Origin of the sequence: Geotalea toluenoxydans JCM 15764, from assembly GCF_001311985.1 — a bacterium.
In the GTDB taxonomy this organism is placed as follows: domain Bacteria; phylum Desulfobacterota; class Desulfuromonadia; order Geobacterales; family Geobacteraceae; genus Geotalea; species Geotalea toluenoxydans.
Window position 1 is genome coordinate 16,924 of sequence record NZ_BBCJ01000007.1, and the last position, 17,498, is coordinate 34,421.

Below are 17,498 nucleotides of genomic sequence, written 5' to 3' on the forward strand. Positions count from 1 at the left end.
ATCTGTACAGGAACAAACACCGGTAGAAGGAGATGCAATGGCAACAGTTGCGGAACATTACGAAAATCTGTTGGCTGACTACTACTCATGGATGTTCGGAGACTTCGCCGGCAAAGTGGAAACTCACCACCGTTTTTTTTTCGTTAACCAGATTCAGCCGACGAAATCAGGACTTGCCGTGGATCTGGGCGCCGGTCCGGGATTCCAGTCCATTCCCCTGGCACAGCTCGGTTTCCGGGTGCTGGCCGTGGATCTCAGCCGCAGGCTGTTGGAAGAGCTGCATTGCAGGTGCGGCAGCCTCCCCATTACCCCCATCCATGGCGATTTGATGAACTTCACAGCCTGGGGCGAAGCACCCATGGAGTTGTGCGTCTGCATGGGAGATACGCTGCCGCACCTGCCCGACTTTGAGAGTGTAACGCTTCTCCTGGAGCAGGTTTACCTATCCCTCGAAGCGGGGGGGCGATTGGTGCTCTCCTTTCGCGACCTCAGCCTTGAGCTGCACGGCACCGACCGCTTCATACCGGTGCGCAGCGATGCGGACACGGTCTTTACCTGTTTTCTTGAATACGAATCCAATTATGTCACAGTCAACGATCTGCTCTATACACGCAAAGAAGCCTGGGAACTCAACAAAAGCTCCTACAGAAAACTGCGAATATCCATGGAATGGATCGTGGAACAGCTGGAAAAGGCAGGGTTCACCCTTCATCAGCGGGAGCTTACAAACGGTTTGGTCACCATAATTGCGGGAAAGCCTGAAGCCTGACTTCAGGTTTTCAGATGACGACAGAAATAATTCCGGAACTTTTCACTCACCTCCACGTACTTATGGAAGAAATCCAAATTACTGGAGGGAATATGATCAGGAGATTGTTGTACGTTGTCATGGTGCTGGCCTTGGCCGGTTCCGTTTCCGGCTGCGGCTTGGTACGCAGCAGCATCGCTTCACTGAAATCCACCGCCGATTTCGTTCCAATGGCTGCGGATGCCCGTGCCCTCGCCGAACCGGGATCGGAGGATGTGGCTGTCATAGCGGCGAAGGAACTGTCCGGGGCAATCGCCACGGTGGAACGGGAGCAGTACCGTCCCTTTGCCGGACCTGTCCGGGTCTATGTTACCCGTGACGAGGAAAGCTTTGCAGCCTTTACCGGTGTTGCCAAGGAGGTGCGGGGGGCGGTGATTCTCAAGCTGTTCCTCTCTGGCGGATTGAGGAAGGAGCCTGACAGGATCAAAAGAATACTGGCCCACGAACTGTCCCATCTCCATCTGGGGCAGCGGCTCGGCATCTATGGCTACAATGCCTCTCTTCCATCATGGTTCCAGGAAGGGCTGGCTGTCATCGTGTCCAGTGGGGGCGGGGCGGAGAAAATGAGCGAGGCCGGGGCCGCCAAAGCCATTCTCCAAGGGAAAAGCTTGATTCCGGAAGATACTGGCAGCTTCTTCTTCAAGAAATTTGCCGCTTCCTATGGATTGAAGCCCCCCATGTTCTACCGCCAGAGCGGGATGTTCGTCAGCTATCTGCGGCGCCACGATGAAGCCGGATTCAGGACATTGCTTCTTGCGGTGGAGGAGGGGCGTGGGCTCCGGGAATCATTCAAAAATGCCTATGGAATGGGCATCGAAGAGGCTTGGCAGCAATTCATCAAGCAATTGAAACAGGGGGGGCCGCGTCGTAACATGGCAAGAAACATAGAAACGCGAAACAGAAGCGGCAAAATTGCCCAAAAAGGAAGAAAGAGGTGAGTGCTTGTCGGAAAATTTTACGGAACTTTTTGACCAACTATATCGGGACAACTATGTCAAGGTATACAGGCTGGCTCTAGGACTGACTCACAATTTTAGCGATGCCGAAGATATTTCACAGGAAGCTTTTGTACGAGCTTTTCATTCATATCATACTTTTAGTGGACAAAGCTCATTTTTTACATGGATATATCGCATTACCGTCAATGTGGCCAATGATTACATGAGACAAAGAAGTAAGCTGCCTGTCTACGAAATTGCCGAAGAAGCAGGTTGTTCTGTTGATGATTTGGCTGATCCCCATCTTGCTTATGGCCCCGAAACCAGATTAATGGTCAATGAAGTGATGCGAGTCTGCATGGCTGCTTTCACCGAATGCCTGCCTGTCAATCAGAGAAAGGTTTTTTTCTTAACAGTAGATTAGCTTTGCCATACCAGACCGCGGCCGAAATCTTGGATTGTTCCGTCAGTTCTGTAAAAACAAAGCTGCACCGGGCCAAAAATAGATTAGTCGGGTACATGGAAAGCAGATGCCAGCTTATTAGGAAATCGAATCCGTGCCGTTGTGAGCAGTGGGTTAAACGTGGTATCTCAAGAGGTTGGATAACAAAGGAGGCCATAACCAACCCGCTGCCCAGGATTACCATTCCGGACAGTGTAAAGATCTACATGAAAGACCTGCGCGATATCTACAAAAATGTTTACCTGCCGATAACGACGAAGTATTGGCAAGATTTTTTAAAGAAGGATTTGCCAAAAAAAGTGGGCTACTTTTTCTTAAATTTTTTTTGAAACCTTTTGCTCTTTTATCAGTCTTACCAGCAAAATAAATTAACTGGGAGGCTGGTTTATGAGTACTACAAAAGAGAACATTTTAGTTCAACCATGTGGAGTCCGGGCTCGGGTCAGAGTGCTCGACAGCGATATGGCGTATGTGGATACCGGAAAGGGAGAACCGATCGTATTTCTTCATGGGAATCCCACTTCCTCTTACCTGTGGCGAAATGTGATTCCATATCTGGAACAGGTCGGCCGCTGTCTGGCCCCCGACTTGGTGGGAATGGGCGACTCCGGCAAAATGCCCGGCGGCAGTTATCGCTTCGTGGATCAGGCACGCTACCTGGATGCTTGGTTTGATGCACTGGGGCTGACGCATAACGTCACCCTGGTGGTTCACGATTGGGGATCGGCTCTGGGCTTTCATTGGGCTGCCCTCTACCCGGATCGGGTCAAGGCCATTGTCTATATGGAAGCCTTTGTCCAACCGCTCAAATGGGATATGTGGCCCGAACAGGCGAGGCCGGTCTTACAGGCGCTTCGGTCGCCTGCGGGGGAGCGCCTGGTCCTGGAAGAGAATATCTTTATTGAACGTCTCTTGCCGGGCAGTCTCCTGCGGGGTCTGACGGAGGAGGAATTGACGGCCTACCGTCGCCCCTACCTTGAGCGGGGTGAGGTACGCCGTCCCATGCTGATGTGGCCGCGCGAGATTCCATTCGATGGTGAACCGGGCGATGTGCATGACATCATGGCCCGTTATGCCGCCTGGCTTTCGACCGCTTCTGTTCCCAAGCTTTTCATCAACGCTGATCCCGGCGTTATGTTGACAGGGGCACAGCGCGAGTTTTGTCGCACCTGGCCTTGCCAGCAGGAAGTCACCGTCCGCGGACGACACTTTATTCAAGAGGACGCCCCTACGGAAGTTGGCCGGGCCATCGCTGCTTTCCTGCAGTCCCTCTCAGATTAGCGATTCAAGCCCCAACGGCATCATGCTTTATCTTTATTCCGATCGTGAGCCGAGCGAAGAATTCAAGCAATACTACAAAGCTGTTGAATAGCGTCGACTCCATCAATCTACAGGGGACTGCATGGCAAGAAACATTGAAATAAAAGCTTACATTGAGAGTGTAGATGCGCTGGTACCTAAAGCCGCGGCCATCGCCGACCAAGGGCCTATTGATATAATCCAGGACGATACATTCTTCCGTTGCGACTCGGGCAGATTGAAGCTGCGCGCCTTTTCCCCGGATGAAGGCGAGTTGATCTTCTACCGCCGGGCCGATCAACAGGGGCCGAAGGAGTCCTTCTATCTCCGTTCGTCGACACCGGCGCCTGAGACATTGCGCGAATCCTTGTCTCTGGCCTACGGGCAGGCGGGCCGGGTGCGGAAGCACCGCACCCTCTTCCTCGCCGGCAGAACGCGCATTCACCTGGACAAGGTGGAAGCTGGGGGAATTCCTGGAACTTGAAGTTGTCCTGGAAGAAGGGGAATCGGCAGAAAAGGGTGTCCGGGAGGCCCACGAGCTCATGGCCAAGCTGGGGGTTGATCCGTCGCAGCTAATAGAAGACGCTTACGTGGATCTGCTTCTTAAGGCACGGTAGGCCGCTTGATTGCGCCGGGCGGCCGAAGACATGACTGGAGCAGAAGTATGGGAGAAACTGGAGCCCTTCTTTCACGGTAGATGAGGTGCAGGGATGGTGGTTATAGGAAAACCGGCTCAGGATCTGGCGGGACAGGTGCAACTGTGGTGGTCTGCTCAGGGTGGAGGAGCGGGCGGCCGGGGCTTTTACGAGGTTCCACCGGATGGCAATATGAACCTGATCTTTCGGTTTTCGGCTTCCGGTTGGAGAATGTCCCTGCTGGGTCCGAGAACCGAGAAGGCGTGCGTCGAGATCGACGAAGCTTCCGATTATTTCTGCCTTAGCTTCAATCCGGGGCAGACGCCGCGTTTGGCTGACGTGCGCCCTTCGGAACTGGTCGATACCTTTGCCGACCTTCCCGGACTAGGGGGATGAGTAGCGCATCCCTGGCGGACCGCTGCATTCCTTGCGGGATCCGCTGTCGCGAAAACTCGTCATGGAGGAACTGGTGCGAGGCTCCCTGCCCCTTGTCCGTGATGAGCGCTGCCGCCATGCCGCCACACTTCTGAAAGCCCATGGGGGACAACTGCGGATCGATGAGCTCGCTGCCGGGCTCGGCCTCCATGTGCGCAGCCTGGAGCGTCTGTTTATCGGTCATTTGGGGGTATCTCCCAAGCAGCTTGCGCGCCTCATCCGTTTTAACCGGCTTGCCTGTGCACTTCGTGCCGGCAACTTCGCCAGCCTTGCGGATATAGCCTATGCCTGCGGCTACGCGGACCAGTCCCACATGATACGGGAATACAAGGAGTTCACCGGTTGCGTCCCCGGCGAAATCGGTTCCTGCGACATGCGTCCCGTGACAGGGGCGCCTGGGACGCGGATCGTGCACCGCTTTCGTTCATAGGCAGAGTTCATCATGTCGCATTTGTACAATATCGTGGAGTTATTTTCATGCTATCTGTTGGTTTATAATCCACACATTGTACGGAGTTGAACATGCCCAGTTTACGAAGCCGCATCTTTCTCACAGTACTCAGAAACCGCCACCTGTTGAAGTTCAAGCTGAAAAAGGAGACCGCCCGCGAGTGGGAGACTTCCCTTCCCGCTGTGCGCGCCTCGGCGGCAAAGACTTCCAGGATGTTCGGGAAGCTGCCGAAGGGTATCCAATCGGCGCCCATCGCCATAGGGGAACTGTCCGCCGAATGGATTGCACCCATTCAGGCTGATAACGACTCCGTCATCCTCTATTTCCACGGCGGAGGTACATACTCGGTTCCATCGAGGCCCACCGGGGGATTGTCGCCAAGTTCGTCAGCGGGAGCGGCGCCCGTGCCCTGCTGTTCGGTTATCGTCTGGCGCCGGAGCACCGTTTTCCTGCCGCCCTCGACGATGCGCTTGCGGCTTACCGTTGGCTGCTCGCGGAGGGAATTTCACCAGCGAAAATCGTCTTTGCGGGTGATTCCGCCGGAGCGGGTCTTTGTCTGGCGGCGCTGCTTGCCATCCGCGACCGGGGCATTCCGTTACCGGCAGCTGCAGTGGCGCTTTCTCCCTGGACCGATATGAAGCATACCGGGGAATCGTTGCGGACCAATGCGTCGAAATGCCTGGCGCCGACCGGTTCCTGGGTCGTCTGCGCCAATCATTACCTCGGAGGGCACGACCCTGGTGATCCGTATGCATCTCCTCTATACGGGGACCTGCGTGATCTCCCGCCGCTTTTGATATATGTGGGGGGGGACGAAACATTGCGGGACGATGCGGTCCGCTACGCACGGAAGGCGAAAGATGCGGGCGTGGATGTGACGCTAAGGGTCGGAGAGGGGATGTGCCATTGCTATCCGGCCTGCGCACCATTGTTTCCCGAGGCAACCGGGGCCATGGAGGAAATCTGTTCTTTCATCAAGAGGCATCAGGGGAGGCTCGACTGACATGAACATTACAGCAGATAATTACCTTGTGGAAGAAAGCGATACCAGGTTCATCAAGGGCTACTTCAGGGAAGGTCCCAACGGCCCCCTTGCCTTCTTTCCCACCAAGGAAAAGAGGCGACTCGCCATTTTGCGCAGGTTGATTACCAGGTTTGACACTGAACGCACTTATACGGAAAAAGAAGTGAACGGGATACTTGCCGAGACGTTCCATGATTACGCCATTCTGCGGCGAAACCTGGTCGAGTACGGCTTTCTGGACCGGTACGCCGACGGCAGCTGCTATTGGGTGAAATACTGAGGGTCTCCTGTGACTGCGGCGACGAATCCCTGGCACATCTCATGAACATCTCCCGCTCGGGCAATGCTGAAAATGGAGCGTTTCTGTGGGAGCCATATGGAGAAGTGAAACAGGCACACTTTTCCCCTTGACCCGTCTACCGGTTCACACTGTAGCGTTGTCTTTGTCACGGCCATGACAAATCCAAATGCAAGAAAGGAGAAAGGCTATGAAAGGGACAGTGACGGTAGATGAGTGGGTTGCCCGTTTCCGGGCCATCGGACTTGATGACGGGGCAATGAACAAGTGGCACAGCCTCTTTGAGCGGGAGAATCCGTCAGGGCATCAGAGCTTTCTGGAGTGGCTCGGGCTTTCCCAGGAGAAGATCGCGGAAATCCGGTCCAAGTCGGCATGATTTACCGCCCCCGGTAAGTGCCGGGGGCACTCCCTTTCCAGGAGGATGAATGTATAAAATTTCCCAGCTGGCACGCCAGTTCGGGCTCTCGCGCAGCACGCTCCTCTACTATGACCGGATCGGGCTTCTCATCCCCTCGGGGAGAACGGAATCGAGCTACCGCCTCTATTCCCCTTCGGACCGGGACAGGCTTGCCGCCATCTGCACCTTCCGGGAGGCAGGTCTCGGTATCGAAGACATCAGGAACATCCTGGCTTCGGAGAGCGACGACACGGTATCGGTCCTCCGCCGTCGCCTCCACGGGATCGGTGAGGAAATCCGTTCCCTGCAGACCAAGCAGCGGCTCCTGGCCGGGATGCTCAAGATAAAGGGTGAAGGTGGGCCGAAATCGGTGGTGGACAAAGGGATGTTCGTGGAGTTGCTTAGAGCCGCCGGAATGGATGACAACGCCATGAATCAGCTTCACAGCGAGTTCGAGCGCCGCGCTCCCGAAGCCCACCACCAGTTCCTGCTTTCCCTGGGCATATCGGAGAAAGAGGCGCTGTTGATCCGCGAGCTGTCGGCCGGAAATGGTCGGCAACCAAATATCCAGGAGGTTTAATGTCGGTAACTGAATCTGTTCCAGGTAGTTCCCCATCGGTAAAGGAGACCTTCGACAGCGTTGCAGCCGGGTATGACAACCGGTCGCTTCGGTTCTTTCAGGCCAGTGCTGCAGTCATGGCCGGATTTTTCAGTCCGGAGGAAGACATCCGACTGCTCGATGTGGCCACCGGCACTGGAAACATGGCCCTGACCCTTGCCGAACGCTTGCCCCGTGCACGTATAACAGGGGTGGATTTCTCCGCCGGCATGCTGGTCCAGGCCCGGGCGAGGCGAAAGCCTTGAAGCTCGACTGCGTGGAATTCCTGGGAATGGATATGCAGTCGCTGCAGTTTCCGGACAATAGCTTCGATGCTGCCGTCTGCGCTTTCGGAATCTTCTTCGTGGAAGATATGGAGCGGCAGCTGAGGCACATTGCCGACAAGGTCAAACCCGGCGGCAAGACGATCATTTCCTGTTTTTACGAAGGGACTTTTTCGCCGTGCGTCGATCTCTTTCTGGACCGGATCGAGTTGTTCGGCGTCGAACGGCCTCCCTTGAGATGGAAGCGCATTGCCCGGGAAGAGGCTTGCGATGCCCTCTTCCGGGCCGCCGGTTTCACCTGTGTGAGGGTAGAGAGGAAAGACCTGGCTATTACCTTGAAGATGCCGACGCATGGTGGGAGGTGATCCGGAACGGTGGATTCCGTGGTTTGATCGACCAGTTGCCCCAGGGGGAGATGGAACGGTTCAGGAGAGAGCACCTGGAGGAGATCGACAGGCTGCGAACCGATGCGGGAATCCGGCTGAACGTGGAAATCCTCTACACCATCGGCATCAAACCATGAAACTGTAGTTCCGAGAGACAGTACAACAATCTGGAGGAAGGCGAAAACTGCCAATGAAAATTTATGAAAAGGAGCCCTGCAGATGATCATCGGACCCGCCACCGCGGCGGATGCAACGGAAATACTGGCTCTGCAGCGGCTGGCTTACAGGAGCGAGGCTGAATTGTACGACGACTTCAGCATCCCGCCCCTGACCCAGACCCTGGATGAGCTGGTGGCCGAATTCCCTGGGCGCACCGTCCTCAAGGCCGTGGCCGGAGAAAGGATTGTCGGCTCGGTGCAGGGATTCCAGGTGGGGGATATCTGTTTCGTCGGCCGGCTCATGGTTCACCCGGAACGGCAGGGAAGGGGGCTCGGCACGCAACTCATGGCTGCCATCGAGAGCCGCTTTACTGCCGTCGATCGCTTTGAACTCTATACGGGCCACAAGAGCAGGGCCAACATCCGCCTGTATGAGCGGCTCGGCTATGGGCAGTTCAGAACCGAAAAAGTTAATTCCCGGCTTTCCCTTGTTTTCATGGAGAAGTACCGCTCCTGATCATTTCCTCCAGAGGCCAAGCATGATAATGAAGATACGGCGCATCATCGCCCTTACATTTGCGTCTTTTCTTCTGATCATTACCATCGGTCGGTATCGCTTCAATACCTCCGGTCTCCCTCTGTTCACGGAGAAGTCCCTGTTCAAAAGGATTGCCGTCACCCTGAAAATCGGCAGGAGGGAAAATGAAGAGCCGTAACGTCCGGAGACCGTTTTGACGCCTCCATTCATATCAGGCTTGCCAAACGTTTGGATACTGTGTGTTCCGGCAGTTTTGGGGATGGCTGTCTGCGGCCTCAAAAAGGGAGTCGCAAAGCGCATGTCCGACATGACTGGCTACAATGTCCGGGAAAGATTCTTCACCATCGGCGCATCGGTTGCCCCGTATCCCTTCATGGTTGTGGCCGTGTGGACACCGTTCACTTCCCTCAAGCCTGCTCTTTGTGCGGGAATGGTCCTTTATCTCATAGGTCTGGGGTTCCTTGTCGCCACATTGTATGTGCTTGCCGCAACACCTTTGGATCAGCCGTTTTCTGCCGGACCTTACAAAGTTTCGAGAAACCCGCTTTATTTGGCGGCGACGCTGTTATTTTTCAGTATCTGCGTTGTTTCGCTCAATGTTATCCTCTTTGCCATTACGGCGATCCTCGTAGTTCTACAGCATTTAATGATTCTGGCAGAGGAGCGGGTCTGCAGGCTCAGATATGGCAGGACCTATGAGGAGTATATGAAAAAGGTGCCCCGCTATTTATGGTGTAACTGAAGGTAGAAGGAGGGATTTTGATGGAACCGGTATTGGCGCTCATGGAAGTGCATGTGAAAGATAAGGAAAAATTTGCCCAGTACCTGAAAGGACATCTGCCGACGATCGATCAATACGGCGGCAAGGTGGTGCTGAGAAGCGAGGGGATCGAAAGTATCGAGGGGGACTGGCTGCCGAAGCTGTTTGTGATGCAGGAATGGCCCAGCGTGGACGCCTTCAGGAAGTGGTATGCATCCAAGGAATACCAACCATGGAAGGATCTCAGGAAAGAGGCGTGCGACCTGAAGCTTACCCTGGTAAGAAAACTTTAAAAGTTGTACGGAAATGCGGAGTCCTATGCCCTCCCATCTGGATGACCACAATCTGCCGGTCAAGCTCTTTGCCGCCTCCATAGTCATACTTATGGCGCTTGTTCCGGTTGTCCCGACTTCCGGCAAAATTGCAATCGAAGCGGCCATGGTAATCCTTTCTGCCTTGTCATGGCGAAAGCCCTCATTCCCCTTGGGGCTGTTCGGCGCCATATTCGGTGGTGTTGTCTTTTTGCATATCCCATACTCCCAGCTCTCATTTGCCCTGGTGATCGTCCTGTATCTGCTTGTCATAGCCATGTTCCCACACCTGCGGCGCGGCTCGGGCTGGTTTTGCCGGGGAGAATTCGGGAGCACCGTAGTTCTTTTGTGTCTCGGCACCGCTGCTGTCAGCGGGCTGGCGCTCATCGCCTGGTTCATGCTTACCAAGCCGGGTATCGCGGACCTGATCCGGAGCTTTGTCCCTCAGGCGCCTTTGCCTGTTCTGGTTGTCGGCGGCCTTGTATTCGCATGGTAAACGCTGCCGTGGAAGAGATGATGTATCGCGGCGCTGTGGTCGGGGGCCTTGTGGAGTCAAAGGTGCCGACCTGTATCCTTTTGCCCCTTCAGGCCATCGCCTTTGGCACCATCCACATCGGCGGCTTCCCTCGGGGGTGGGTCGGGGTTTCACTTGCGACCGTCTACGGGTTCCTTCTGGGAGTTATCAGGCTTCGCTCCCGGGGGCTGCTCGCTCCATGGGCCGGACATGTGCTCACAGACCTTGTGATCGTGGCTATTGTGTTTTCGGTTGCCAGGTGGGCTAGGAGTCTGTCGGACTTAGGGATCGAAGCGAGAGAATGGAAAATCGAAGACGGATATTCGGAAATTTGAGAGCGAATAGTGGACCTATTTGTCGAAAATTTCAGGAGATCCGGACCGATTTGCCATTTTCGCAGCCGATTCATTCTAAGCCCGACAGACTCCTAGGTATTTATGAAAGCAGGTGCAATGTCAAACGCTCGCCCGGAACATTTTGATCAACTCTATCGCGACAACGTGGAAATGGTCTTCAAGCTTGCCATTAGTCTTACCGGCAACGATCATGATGCGGAGGAGGTTACCCAGGAGGCTTTCTTGCGGGCCTTTCGCGCCTACGATGATTTTCGGGGCGATTGCGCCTTTTCCACCTGGATCTACCGCATTGCCATGAATGTTGCCAATGACCATCTGAAGCAGAGAGCGAAGTTTCCCTGCCAGTCCCTCACCGAAGATTACGGCTATGTGCTTGAGGAAATCCTTGATCCCGATCCTGCCGTGAATCCCGAGATGGAACTCCTTGCCGGGCAGGCAAAGGTAAAATGCCTGCATAGCCTGACGGAATGCTTCACTCCTGAGCAGCGCAGGATTTTCTGTCTGGCTGTTACGCTGGGCTTGCCCCACAAGATGGTTGCGGAAATCCTGGATTGCTCCCTTGCCTTGGTAAAGACAACGTTGCACCGGGCCAAGAAGAGATGGTTCGGCTACATGGAAGACCGGTGCGGGCTTATCAAAAAGAGCAACCCTTGCGCCTGCAACCAGTGGGTTCGCTTCGGCCTTTCCCAAGGATGGTTCAACGCGGAGACTCAGGTTAAAATGCCGGTAGTCAATGCGGCACGGGCCAGGGAAGAAATCGGGCAGATGAAGGCCTTGCGGGATATTTATTACGAATTGTATCCGGAGACGGCAGACAAAACCTATGCACAGAGAATCAGGGAGGGGATCGGGAAAAAGGAGTGGGGAATTTTTTTTGAATGAGCTGTAACCTTTTGTCTCCCGGCGAGTCCAATATTCAATAACGCTCGACAGGAGGCAGAAAAATGGAACCAACAGACTCAGAATACGCAACAAATCCCACGAATTTCAAAAGAACTTCCTTCCGGATCAAAGGGCGGACCGTCCACGCCATCGAAGCAGGAAACGGCCCCTTGGTCGTGGCGCTGCATGGATTTCCCGACCTCCCCATTTCCTTTCGCCATCAGATCTCACTTCTGGCCCAGTGTGGTTACCGGGTGGTGGCACCCTGCCTGCGGGGGTACTTTCCCGACGACGAGTGCCCGGACGGTCCGTTCGAGATCGCAACCCTCGTGCAGGACTTGCTGGACCTTATCGACCACCTGACGGACCAGCCTGTAACACTTATCGGCCACGACTGGGGAGCTATCGCTGTCCGCGGTGCTGCTATCATTGCACCGGGAAAGGTTGCCCGCATCATCTGCATGTCGGTGCCGACCCCCGGCAATTTTGCAAAGGCCCTGCTCCGCAACCCGGAACAGCAGCGCCGCTCCTGGTACGCGTATTTCTTTCAGCTCCCCTTTGCGGAATTGGCGGTGGCTGAGAACGATCTGCCTTCATCGAACGGCTCTGGCAGGAGTGGTCCCCCGGCTGGAAATGCCCGGAGGAGGTCATGGCGGAAATCAAAATGGCTTTTCGTAATCCGTCCGTACTGAAGGCCGCTTTGGGGTACTACCGGTCCCAGTTCAATCCGGCCCTTCAGCAACCGGGCCTGGCCGAGATCCGCACGCGGCTTTCCGAGCCGATACCGGTCCCGGCAATGTATGTCCACGGTGCAGATGACGGCTGTATCGGCGCTGAAACGACCGAGGGGATGGAAAGCAGTTTCGCTGCACATTTTGAAAGGCATATTATTCCGAAGGCTGGTCACTTCGTGCATCAGGAACAACCGGATGTTGTCAACGAACTGATGGTGCGGTTTCTGACTTAAACCTCTGCTGCCCAGGTTCAGCATGATATGCCACTGTAACTTTAGCAAGATTGGAATAGCGCGGAGCCATATGCCCGTGCTATTTCTCTTTGGGGCATAGCCGCCATCCTCTGGCCATGGATGAACTTCCGTCACCCACCGCGAAATTCCTTGCGGTACCGTGCCGGTGAGATCTTCAGGATTTTATTGAAATGCAGGCGCAGGGAAACTTCCGAGCCGAAGCCGGCCTGCTGTGCGATCTGGTCTACGGGTTTGCCGGTTGTTTCCAGCAAGCGTTGGGCCAGTGCCAGTCGCTGATTGAGAAGCCATTTGCCGACCGTGGCGCCGGTTGCCTGGCGGAAGCGCCTGGTAAAGGTGCGTCGGCTCATAAAGACGCGGGCGGCCAGGGCATCCAGGCTATGGGGCTGGTCCAGGTTCTGCTGTACCCATTCCAGGGCCTGGGCGAAGCGGTCGACGGTAGCCGTGCTCTGCAACGGCTGCTCGATGTATTGCGCCTGTCCCCCCTGGCGATGGGGCGGAACCACCAGGTGGCGTGCTACTCGGCTTGCCACTTCGGCGCCATGGATATTGCGCAGGATGTGCAGGCAACAGTCGATTCCTGCAGCCCCACCGGCAGAGGTAATTATCTTCCCTTCATCCACATAGAGGACATCCCGGTCCACATGGATCGACGGGTAACGGCTTGCCAGGTCGTCGGCCCAGGCCCAATGGGTGGTAGCGCGGCGACCATCCAACAGCCCTGCTGCGGCCAGAACGTAGCTGCCGAGGCATAATCCCACCAAAGTCGCACCCCGTTCGGCGGCCTTGCGCAATGCCCTCAATAGGTGTTGCGGCGGCAGCTCATTGGGGTCATGCCAGCTGGGAACGATGATGATCCCGGCCTTCTCCAGCTCGCCCAGGCCATGAAGCCCCGTCAGCGAGAATCCGGCGCTGGTGGCCAGCGTCCCCCTCTCCACTCCACAGACTACCACCTTGAATTGCGGCACTCCGGCACCCCGGCGGTCTTCCCCGAATACGGCACAGGGAACGGAGAGGTGCAGCGGGCTGATCCCGTTGAATGCTACCACTGCTATGTTGTCTTTTAACATCCCATTTCTCCCTAAAAAAATTTGGTTCTTCAGACATTTTCGGGGGAAGGCAGTCGTGGCGTCGGGAGTGAGCGACGAGCTACAGCGGCGGGCGTCCGCTCGCCGCCTTTTGACCGGATATGACCTGCCACTTCAAGCATCGTGCGCCATTACACGGGGGGTGCCGCAAGGTCCGCAGCTGTGGCGACAGAGCGAATGGACGAATCCCCGGATGATCCAAATATTTGGCCCGATTGTAACAGATATTGTCAATCAGGCCACTGTTATTCTTGCGCCTTCCGATGGATAATCTGAGCAACAACAAAGGGAAACGAACCGGAGGGAGAAACGCTCATGCCTGCATTGAGAGTGTTGAATGAGTGTGATGTTACGCAGATCAACGGATGGCCGTCCTATACCGGGGACATGGAGCAAATGGACTATGCTCTGCGTGAAAAGGGATGGCTGCATGAATGTCGGTTGAGGCCAGGAGTCTTCCTCTATGCCGTTGAAGATGGCGACGACCTGATCGGTTTTACGATTCTGGAGAAGACGGATACGGCAGAGGCCGAGTTCCGCATCGCGCTGCGGCCCGACAGGACCGGCCTGGGACTTGGTGAAAGCATTACCTCAAAGACGCTGCAGATCGGATTCGAGGAGCACCGGTTTTCCCGCATCCACCTGATCGTCCGGAAGAATAACACCAGGGGGATTAAACTGTACCTGCGAATCGGCTTTGTGGATCGTGGGGAATGCCGCAGGGAGATTCAGGGGGTGCTGGTAGATTTTCGGCTGATGGAGATGAGCCGAGAGGAGTTCACACGAATGCGTATCATGAGAAATGCAGGGGAATTTGATGAAATTAACAGCGCATCTCCGAGCTAAAGGCAGCAAAAATAAAAGATTGTTCTTGATGTTAGAAAAGGAGGGGAGGCACATGAGAAAGGCATTACTGGTCATCGACGTGCAGAACGAGTACTTCACGGGGAAGCTCCCGGTGACCCACCCGGCGGGAAGCCTGGAGAACATCGGAAGGGCGATGGATGCCGCCTCGGCAAGCGGTATCCCGGTCATTGTGGTGCAACATACCGTCACGGCGCCGGACCGTCCCGTCTTCCGGAAAGGGACTCCCGAATGGGATATTCACCCCGAGGTGGCGAAGCGCCCCCATGATCTCCTGATCGAGAAGACCCTGCCGGGAAGTTTTACAGGGACAAACCTGGAAGAGTGGCTCAAGGCGAAGGATATCGGTACGCTGGTGATCAGCGGGTACATGACCCAGATGTGCTGCGACACCACGGCCCGTCAAGCGTTTCATCTCGGCTTCGGGGTGGAGTTTCTCTCCGACGCCACCGGCACACTTTCCCTCGCCAACGATGCCGGCTCCGTCAGTGCAGAGGAACTGCACCGGGCGATCCTGGTCACCCAGGGGATGCTCTTCAGCAAGGTGATGACGACCGCGGAGTGGATAGGCGGTCTTGGGAAGGGATAGTGCAATGGCAGACAAAACCCGCGCCCCTTTCACCGGCTTTGCCCAGGAAAGCAGCTTCCCCCTGGAGGTGGAAACATAAGAAGGGCGCTCAGGCCCGATCTGCAGGAAGATTTGCAACGCTGGCGCCAGCAGTAAGTGACCCCGGTTAAGAAAAAGCCGGGGCTTTTCTTTGCTGTTGATAGACGCATTTTTCGAAAACAAATGTGTTGACACCGCAGGAGAAAACACGTATTTTCACATTTCGACAACTATCGAAGTGAAGGAATTCAATGGATACCCAAAAACTGGCCAAGATGCTGAAAGCCCTTTCCCATCCCAACAGACTTGAACTCTATCTGGAGATAGCCCGAAAACACGAAGCAAGTTTCAAAACCGGCTGTGACTGTTTCGTCAGCGACATCATCGGCTCCCTCAACATCGGCGCCCCGACCATTTCCCATCACCTTAAGGAACTGGCCAATGCCGGGCTGATCGTCACGGAACGGAAGGGGAAGTTCCTGGTGGCAAGGGTCAACGAGAAGGCCGTGGAAGAGGTGAGCAAGGTCCTGGCGTTTCCCCATTCTTCAGTATGAGGAGGCAGTCGCGACATCGTCCGTTCGCTCTGTCGCCACAGCTGCGGACCTTGCGGTGCCGCCCGAGTAATGGTGTACTATGCTTGAATTGGCTGGTTGCCTCTCCGTTCCACATGCGGCGGGTGTCCGCTCGCCACTGTAGCTCGTCGCCCACTCCCGATGCCGCGACTGCCTCCTCCGGCAATGTCAGAGGAACCATTTTTTTATTCGGTCATTTCGATGTTTGTTGAATTGTCAAAATATCAATAACAGAGGAGGAGTCTATGGGGGGAGAGAAACAGTGGGATGACCGGGAGACGGTGCTGGTCACCGGCGCGACCAGCGGCATCGGATATGAGTTGTGTCGTCGTTTTGCCGCCAATGGGCATAACCTGGTGGTCGTGGCGAGGGATGCCCGGCGGCTGGGGGAGATCGGCGCCGAGTTCGAGAAAAGCTTCGGCATCAGTGTCGTGGGGATGACCGTGGATCTTGCAGTGCCGGGTGCTTCACGACAAATCTTCGACGACCTGCAGAGGCTGAACATTCCGGTGCATATTCTGGTCAACAACGCCGGTTTCAACGAGTACGGCCCTTTTTCCGATACCAGTCTCCAGCGGGAACTGGAGATGATCCAGCTCCATATCGCTGCCATCACCTCCCTCACCAAGCTTTTTCTGCCGGCGATGCTGCAACGCGGGCACGGCGGCATTCTCAATGTGGGCTCGACCGGCTCGTTTGCCCCGGTGCCGCTCAATGCAGTCTACTGCGCCACCAAGGCCTACATCCTCAGCTTTACTGAAGCTCTGGCCGGGGAGCTGCGAGGATCGGGCATCAAGGTCACGGCGTTATGTCCCGGTGCAACGGCAACGGAATTTGCCGCCCGGGCCAATATGGAGGGAACCCGCATCTTTAAAGGGCCGCTGATGGATGCCGCTGCGGTCGCCGCTGCAGGGTACGAGGCGCTGCAGGGAAACATAGGCGTGGTTGTCCCTGGAATGATGAACCAGGCGACCATTGCATCCATCAGATTTGCCCCCAGGCGGCTAGTGGCAAGGATCGGCAGGTGGATGCTGGAACAAAAGCCGGCCCATTGACCGTTAACAGGTTGATGTTGTCGTACATCAGAAAAGGAGGAGACGATGAATCTTAAATTTTGTTGTAGCGGTTTTACCTGTTGCACCGGTGGGTCCCATATGGCCAAAGAGGGACTGGATGCGCGTGTTCCCCAGGAGGAGATCGCCCCTTTATATGACCGGGTGTCCGGCATCTACGATATCTGGGGGAGATTGGCCGAGTCCCATGCCAGAAGGCGCGCAATCGAGCTTGCTGGGATCAGGGACGGCGAGACAGTGCTGGAAGTGGCCGTTGGCACCGGTTTGGCCTTCCTGGAAATTGTGAAGAGAAATCCCCATGGGCGGAACATGGGGATCGATCTTTCTCCGGGGATGCTCGCCAGGGCCCGGAAGCGGCTTGCGCAGGTACGAGGGGCGGATTATGAACTCTCCATCGGTAGCGCCTTCCATCTTCAGGCAGAAAATGACTCGGTCGATCTGTTGGTGAACAATTACATGTTCGACCTTATACCCTTTGAAGCCATGGACCAGGTGCTGCTCGAATTCAGGAGGGTCCTGAAGAAAGATGGCAGGCTGGTTCTGGTGAACATGACCCGGGGCGAACGGTTCGGCAGCCGGCTGTATGAAACCCTTTACAGACTGTCACCCAAGGCAATGGGAGGCTGTCGTGGTGTGTGCCTCTCCGACAAATTGCGAGAGCATGGCTTTTCCGTAGCGGTGAGAGAGTATCATCAACAGATGCTCTTTCCTTCCGAGGTGATACTGGCTCGTTGATAGTGGTAATTCTGCTGGATCACTTTTTGTTGCAGCAAC

General features: G+C 55.5%; 30 protein-coding genes. 29 read left to right on the forward strand and 1 reads right to left on the reverse strand.

Annotated features, from left to right (window positions below; genetic code table 11):
* Positions 1-37: 37 nt before the first annotated feature.
* The 24 genes from JCM15764_RS05635 to JCM15764_RS26180 all read left to right on the forward strand — a co-directional run bounded on the left by JCM15764_RS05635 (position 38) and on the right by JCM15764_RS26180 (position 12,502).
* On the forward strand, positions 38-769 hold the full coding sequence (locus tag JCM15764_RS05635; RefSeq protein WP_054693490.1) for a class I SAM-dependent methyltransferase: 732 nt from the start codon (positions 38-40) through the stop codon (positions 767-769).
* 92 nt (positions 770-861) lie between these two features.
* Entirely contained in the window at positions 862-1,746 is an 885-nt protein-coding gene (locus tag JCM15764_RS05640; protein WP_243688439.1) for a peptidase MA family metallohydrolase, read from the forward strand.
* Positions 1,721-2,170 (forward strand): RNA polymerase sigma factor, encoded by a 450-nt coding sequence (locus JCM15764_RS05645; RefSeq protein WP_243688440.1) that lies wholly within the window; start codon positions 1,721-1,723, stop codon positions 2,168-2,170. Before JCM15764_RS05640 ends, JCM15764_RS05645 begins: the two co-directional genes overlap by 26 nt.
* Positions 2,122-2,538 carry an RNA polymerase sigma factor gene (locus JCM15764_RS27900; protein ID WP_369412256.1) on the forward strand — a complete coding sequence of 139 codons (417 nt, stop codon included), beginning with the start codon at positions 2,122-2,124 and terminating at the stop codon, positions 2,536-2,538. The genes JCM15764_RS05645 and JCM15764_RS27900 overlap by 49 nt, the downstream gene beginning before the upstream one ends.
* A gap of 58 nt (positions 2,539-2,596) precedes the next feature.
* On the forward strand, positions 2,597-3,490 hold the full coding sequence (locus tag JCM15764_RS05655; RefSeq protein WP_054693499.1) for a haloalkane dehalogenase: 894 nt from the start codon (positions 2,597-2,599) through the stop codon (positions 3,488-3,490).
* 121 nt (positions 3,491-3,611) lie between these two features.
* Complete coding sequence (locus tag JCM15764_RS05660; RefSeq protein WP_243688441.1) at positions 3,612-3,992, forward strand: class IV adenylate cyclase; 381 nt, start codon at positions 3,612-3,614, stop codon at positions 3,990-3,992.
* Between the two features lie 226 nt (positions 3,993-4,218).
* Complete coding sequence (locus JCM15764_RS05665) at positions 4,219-4,539, forward strand: DUF6597 domain-containing transcriptional factor (RefSeq protein ID WP_054693502.1); 321 nt, start codon at positions 4,219-4,221, stop codon at positions 4,537-4,539.
* A gap of 31 nt (positions 4,540-4,570) precedes the next feature.
* Positions 4,571-5,008, forward strand: coding sequence for a helix-turn-helix transcriptional regulator (locus JCM15764_RS05670; protein WP_243688442.1), 438 nt, complete (start codon positions 4,571-4,573; stop codon positions 5,006-5,008).
* A gap of 391 nt (positions 5,009-5,399) precedes the next feature.
* On the forward strand, positions 5,400-6,032 hold the full coding sequence (locus JCM15764_RS05675; protein WP_243688478.1) for an alpha/beta hydrolase fold domain-containing protein: 633 nt from the start codon (positions 5,400-5,402) through the stop codon (positions 6,030-6,032).
* 1 nt (position 6,033) lies between these two features.
* On the forward strand, positions 6,034-6,333 hold the full coding sequence (locus tag JCM15764_RS05680) for a DUF2087 domain-containing protein (RefSeq protein WP_243688443.1): 300 nt from the start codon (positions 6,034-6,036) through the stop codon (positions 6,331-6,333).
* Positions 6,334-6,541: 208 nt separating this feature from the next.
* Positions 6,542-6,727 carry a MerR family transcriptional regulator gene (locus tag JCM15764_RS05685; protein ID WP_054693508.1) on the forward strand — a complete coding sequence of 62 codons (186 nt, stop codon included), beginning with the start codon at positions 6,542-6,544 and terminating at the stop codon, positions 6,725-6,727.
* 49 nt (positions 6,728-6,776) lie between these two features.
* Positions 6,777-7,328 (forward strand): MerR family transcriptional regulator, encoded by a 552-nt coding sequence (locus JCM15764_RS05690; RefSeq protein ID WP_054693511.1) that lies wholly within the window; start codon positions 6,777-6,779, stop codon positions 7,326-7,328.
* Positions 7,328-7,612 carry a methyltransferase domain-containing protein gene (locus JCM15764_RS26175; RefSeq protein WP_054693514.1) on the forward strand — a complete coding sequence of 95 codons (285 nt, stop codon included), beginning with the start codon at positions 7,328-7,330 and terminating at the stop codon, positions 7,610-7,612. The genes JCM15764_RS05690 and JCM15764_RS26175 overlap by 1 nt, the downstream gene beginning before the upstream one ends.
* Positions 7,609-7,995, forward strand: coding sequence for a class I SAM-dependent methyltransferase (locus JCM15764_RS05700; protein ID WP_054693517.1), 387 nt, complete (start codon positions 7,609-7,611; stop codon positions 7,993-7,995). Before JCM15764_RS26175 ends, JCM15764_RS05700 begins: the two co-directional genes overlap by 4 nt.
* Positions 7,992-8,153, forward strand: coding sequence for a hypothetical protein (locus JCM15764_RS22025; protein WP_243688444.1), 162 nt, complete (start codon positions 7,992-7,994; stop codon positions 8,151-8,153). Before JCM15764_RS05700 ends, JCM15764_RS22025 begins: the two co-directional genes overlap by 4 nt.
* A gap of 82 nt (positions 8,154-8,235) precedes the next feature.
* Complete coding sequence (locus JCM15764_RS05705; protein WP_054693520.1) at positions 8,236-8,691, forward strand: GNAT family N-acetyltransferase; 456 nt, start codon at positions 8,236-8,238, stop codon at positions 8,689-8,691.
* Between the two features lie 22 nt (positions 8,692-8,713).
* Positions 8,714-8,890 carry a hypothetical protein gene (locus JCM15764_RS22030; RefSeq protein ID WP_243688445.1) on the forward strand — a complete coding sequence of 59 codons (177 nt, stop codon included), beginning with the start codon at positions 8,714-8,716 and terminating at the stop codon, positions 8,888-8,890.
* An 81-nt stretch (positions 8,891-8,971) separates the two neighbouring features.
* Positions 8,972-9,454, forward strand: coding sequence for a methyltransferase family protein (locus JCM15764_RS05710; RefSeq protein WP_054693523.1), 483 nt, complete (start codon positions 8,972-8,974; stop codon positions 9,452-9,454).
* Between the two features lie 20 nt (positions 9,455-9,474).
* Entirely contained in the window at positions 9,475-9,765 is a 291-nt protein-coding gene (locus JCM15764_RS05715) for a DUF1330 domain-containing protein (RefSeq protein WP_054693526.1), read from the forward strand.
* A 25-nt stretch (positions 9,766-9,790) separates the two neighbouring features.
* Positions 9,791-10,279 (forward strand): hypothetical protein, encoded by a 489-nt coding sequence (locus JCM15764_RS05720; RefSeq protein ID WP_054693529.1) that lies wholly within the window; start codon positions 9,791-9,793, stop codon positions 10,277-10,279.
* Positions 10,273-10,632, forward strand: a complete 360-nt coding sequence (locus JCM15764_RS05725) for a CPBP family intramembrane glutamic endopeptidase (protein WP_054693531.1) — start codon at positions 10,273-10,275, stop codon at positions 10,630-10,632. Before JCM15764_RS05720 ends, JCM15764_RS05725 begins: the two co-directional genes overlap by 7 nt.
* A gap of 117 nt (positions 10,633-10,749) precedes the next feature.
* On the forward strand, positions 10,750-11,535 hold the full coding sequence (locus JCM15764_RS05730) for an RNA polymerase sigma factor (RefSeq protein ID WP_054693534.1): 786 nt from the start codon (positions 10,750-10,752) through the stop codon (positions 11,533-11,535).
* 62 nt (positions 11,536-11,597) lie between these two features.
* Positions 11,598-12,227, forward strand: coding sequence for an alpha/beta fold hydrolase (locus JCM15764_RS05735; protein ID WP_279384295.1), 630 nt, complete (start codon positions 11,598-11,600; stop codon positions 12,225-12,227).
* Positions 12,185-12,502 (forward strand): alpha/beta fold hydrolase, encoded by a 318-nt coding sequence (locus JCM15764_RS26180; protein ID WP_279384296.1) that lies wholly within the window; start codon positions 12,185-12,187, stop codon positions 12,500-12,502. The genes JCM15764_RS05735 and JCM15764_RS26180 overlap by 43 nt, the downstream gene beginning before the upstream one ends.
* Before the next feature lie 131 nt (positions 12,503-12,633).
* Here JCM15764_RS26180 and JCM15764_RS05740 read toward each other — a convergent pair whose 3' ends face one another.
* Positions 12,634-13,590 (reverse strand): GlxA family transcriptional regulator, encoded by a 957-nt coding sequence (locus JCM15764_RS05740; RefSeq protein WP_054693537.1) that lies wholly within the window; start codon positions 13,588-13,590, stop codon positions 12,634-12,636.
* Between the two features lie 333 nt (positions 13,591-13,923).
* On the opposite strand from JCM15764_RS05740, the gene JCM15764_RS05745 reads away from it, so the two are divergent.
* From JCM15764_RS05745 to JCM15764_RS05765, 5 genes are all read left to right on the forward strand, one after another.
* Positions 13,924-14,454, forward strand: coding sequence for a GNAT family N-acetyltransferase (locus tag JCM15764_RS05745; protein WP_054693539.1), 531 nt, complete (start codon positions 13,924-13,926; stop codon positions 14,452-14,454).
* Between the two features lie 52 nt (positions 14,455-14,506).
* Positions 14,507-15,061 carry a cysteine hydrolase family protein gene (locus tag JCM15764_RS05750; RefSeq protein ID WP_054693542.1) on the forward strand — a complete coding sequence of 185 codons (555 nt, stop codon included), beginning with the start codon at positions 14,507-14,509 and terminating at the stop codon, positions 15,059-15,061.
* Between the two features lie 269 nt (positions 15,062-15,330).
* Complete coding sequence (locus JCM15764_RS05755; protein WP_054693547.1) at positions 15,331-15,633, forward strand: ArsR/SmtB family transcription factor; 303 nt, start codon at positions 15,331-15,333, stop codon at positions 15,631-15,633.
* A gap of 263 nt (positions 15,634-15,896) precedes the next feature.
* Complete coding sequence (locus JCM15764_RS05760; protein ID WP_054693550.1) at positions 15,897-16,706, forward strand: SDR family NAD(P)-dependent oxidoreductase; 810 nt, start codon at positions 15,897-15,899, stop codon at positions 16,704-16,706.
* 45 nt (positions 16,707-16,751) lie between these two features.
* Complete coding sequence (locus tag JCM15764_RS05765; protein WP_054693553.1) at positions 16,752-17,459, forward strand: class I SAM-dependent methyltransferase; 708 nt, start codon at positions 16,752-16,754, stop codon at positions 17,457-17,459.
* Positions 17,460-17,498 lie beyond the last annotated feature (39 nt).

Bases quoted from the DNA above. Each gene is read 5' to 3' on its own strand.
- JCM15764_RS05635 (WP_054693490.1), top strand. From the start codon at position 38: ATGGCAACAGTTGCGGAACATTACGAAAATCTGTTGGCTGACTACTAC.
- JCM15764_RS05640 (WP_243688439.1), top strand. From the start codon at position 862: ATGATCAGGAGATTGTTGTACGTTGTCATGGTGCTGGCCTTGGCCGGT.
- JCM15764_RS27900 (WP_369412256.1), top strand. From the start codon at position 2,122: ATGCCTGCCTGTCAATCAGAGAAAGGTTTTTTTCTTAACAGTAGATTA.
- JCM15764_RS05655 (WP_054693499.1), top strand. From the start codon at position 2,597: ATGAGTACTACAAAAGAGAACATTTTAGTTCAACCATGTGGAGTCCGG.
- JCM15764_RS05660 (WP_243688441.1), top strand. From the start codon at position 3,612: ATGGCAAGAAACATTGAAATAAAAGCTTACATTGAGAGTGTAGATGCG.
- JCM15764_RS05665 (WP_054693502.1), top strand. From the start codon at position 4,219: ATGGTGGTTATAGGAAAACCGGCTCAGGATCTGGCGGGACAGGTGCAA.
- JCM15764_RS05680 (WP_243688443.1), top strand. From the start codon at position 6,034: ATGAACATTACAGCAGATAATTACCTTGTGGAAGAAAGCGATACCAGG.
- JCM15764_RS05685 (WP_054693508.1), top strand. From the start codon at position 6,542: ATGAAAGGGACAGTGACGGTAGATGAGTGGGTTGCCCGTTTCCGGGCC.
- JCM15764_RS05690 (WP_054693511.1), top strand. From the start codon at position 6,777: ATGTATAAAATTTCCCAGCTGGCACGCCAGTTCGGGCTCTCGCGCAGC.
- JCM15764_RS26175 (WP_054693514.1), top strand. From the start codon at position 7,328: ATGTCGGTAACTGAATCTGTTCCAGGTAGTTCCCCATCGGTAAAGGAG.
- JCM15764_RS05705 (WP_054693520.1), top strand. From the start codon at position 8,236: ATGATCATCGGACCCGCCACCGCGGCGGATGCAACGGAAATACTGGCT.
- JCM15764_RS22030 (WP_243688445.1), top strand. From the start codon at position 8,714: ATGATAATGAAGATACGGCGCATCATCGCCCTTACATTTGCGTCTTTT.
- JCM15764_RS05710 (WP_054693523.1), top strand. From the start codon at position 8,972: ATGGCTGTCTGCGGCCTCAAAAAGGGAGTCGCAAAGCGCATGTCCGAC.
- JCM15764_RS05715 (WP_054693526.1), top strand. From the start codon at position 9,475: ATGGAACCGGTATTGGCGCTCATGGAAGTGCATGTGAAAGATAAGGAA.
- JCM15764_RS05720 (WP_054693529.1), top strand. From the start codon at position 9,791: ATGCCCTCCCATCTGGATGACCACAATCTGCCGGTCAAGCTCTTTGCC.
- JCM15764_RS05725 (WP_054693531.1), top strand. From the start codon at position 10,273: ATGGTAAACGCTGCCGTGGAAGAGATGATGTATCGCGGCGCTGTGGTC.
- JCM15764_RS05730 (WP_054693534.1), top strand. From the start codon at position 10,750: ATGTCAAACGCTCGCCCGGAACATTTTGATCAACTCTATCGCGACAAC.
- JCM15764_RS05735 (WP_279384295.1), top strand. From the start codon at position 11,598: ATGGAACCAACAGACTCAGAATACGCAACAAATCCCACGAATTTCAAA.
- JCM15764_RS26180 (WP_279384296.1), top strand. From the start codon at position 12,185: ATGGCGGAAATCAAAATGGCTTTTCGTAATCCGTCCGTACTGAAGGCC.
- JCM15764_RS05740 (WP_054693537.1), bottom strand. From the start codon at position 13,590: ATGTTAAAAGACAACATAGCAGTGGTAGCATTCAACGGGATCAGCCCG.
- JCM15764_RS05745 (WP_054693539.1), top strand. From the start codon at position 13,924: ATGCCTGCATTGAGAGTGTTGAATGAGTGTGATGTTACGCAGATCAAC.
- JCM15764_RS05750 (WP_054693542.1), top strand. From the start codon at position 14,507: ATGAGAAAGGCATTACTGGTCATCGACGTGCAGAACGAGTACTTCACG.
- JCM15764_RS05755 (WP_054693547.1), top strand. From the start codon at position 15,331: ATGGATACCCAAAAACTGGCCAAGATGCTGAAAGCCCTTTCCCATCCC.
- JCM15764_RS05760 (WP_054693550.1), top strand. From the start codon at position 15,897: ATGGGGGGAGAGAAACAGTGGGATGACCGGGAGACGGTGCTGGTCACC.
- JCM15764_RS05765 (WP_054693553.1), top strand. From the start codon at position 16,752: ATGAATCTTAAATTTTGTTGTAGCGGTTTTACCTGTTGCACCGGTGGG.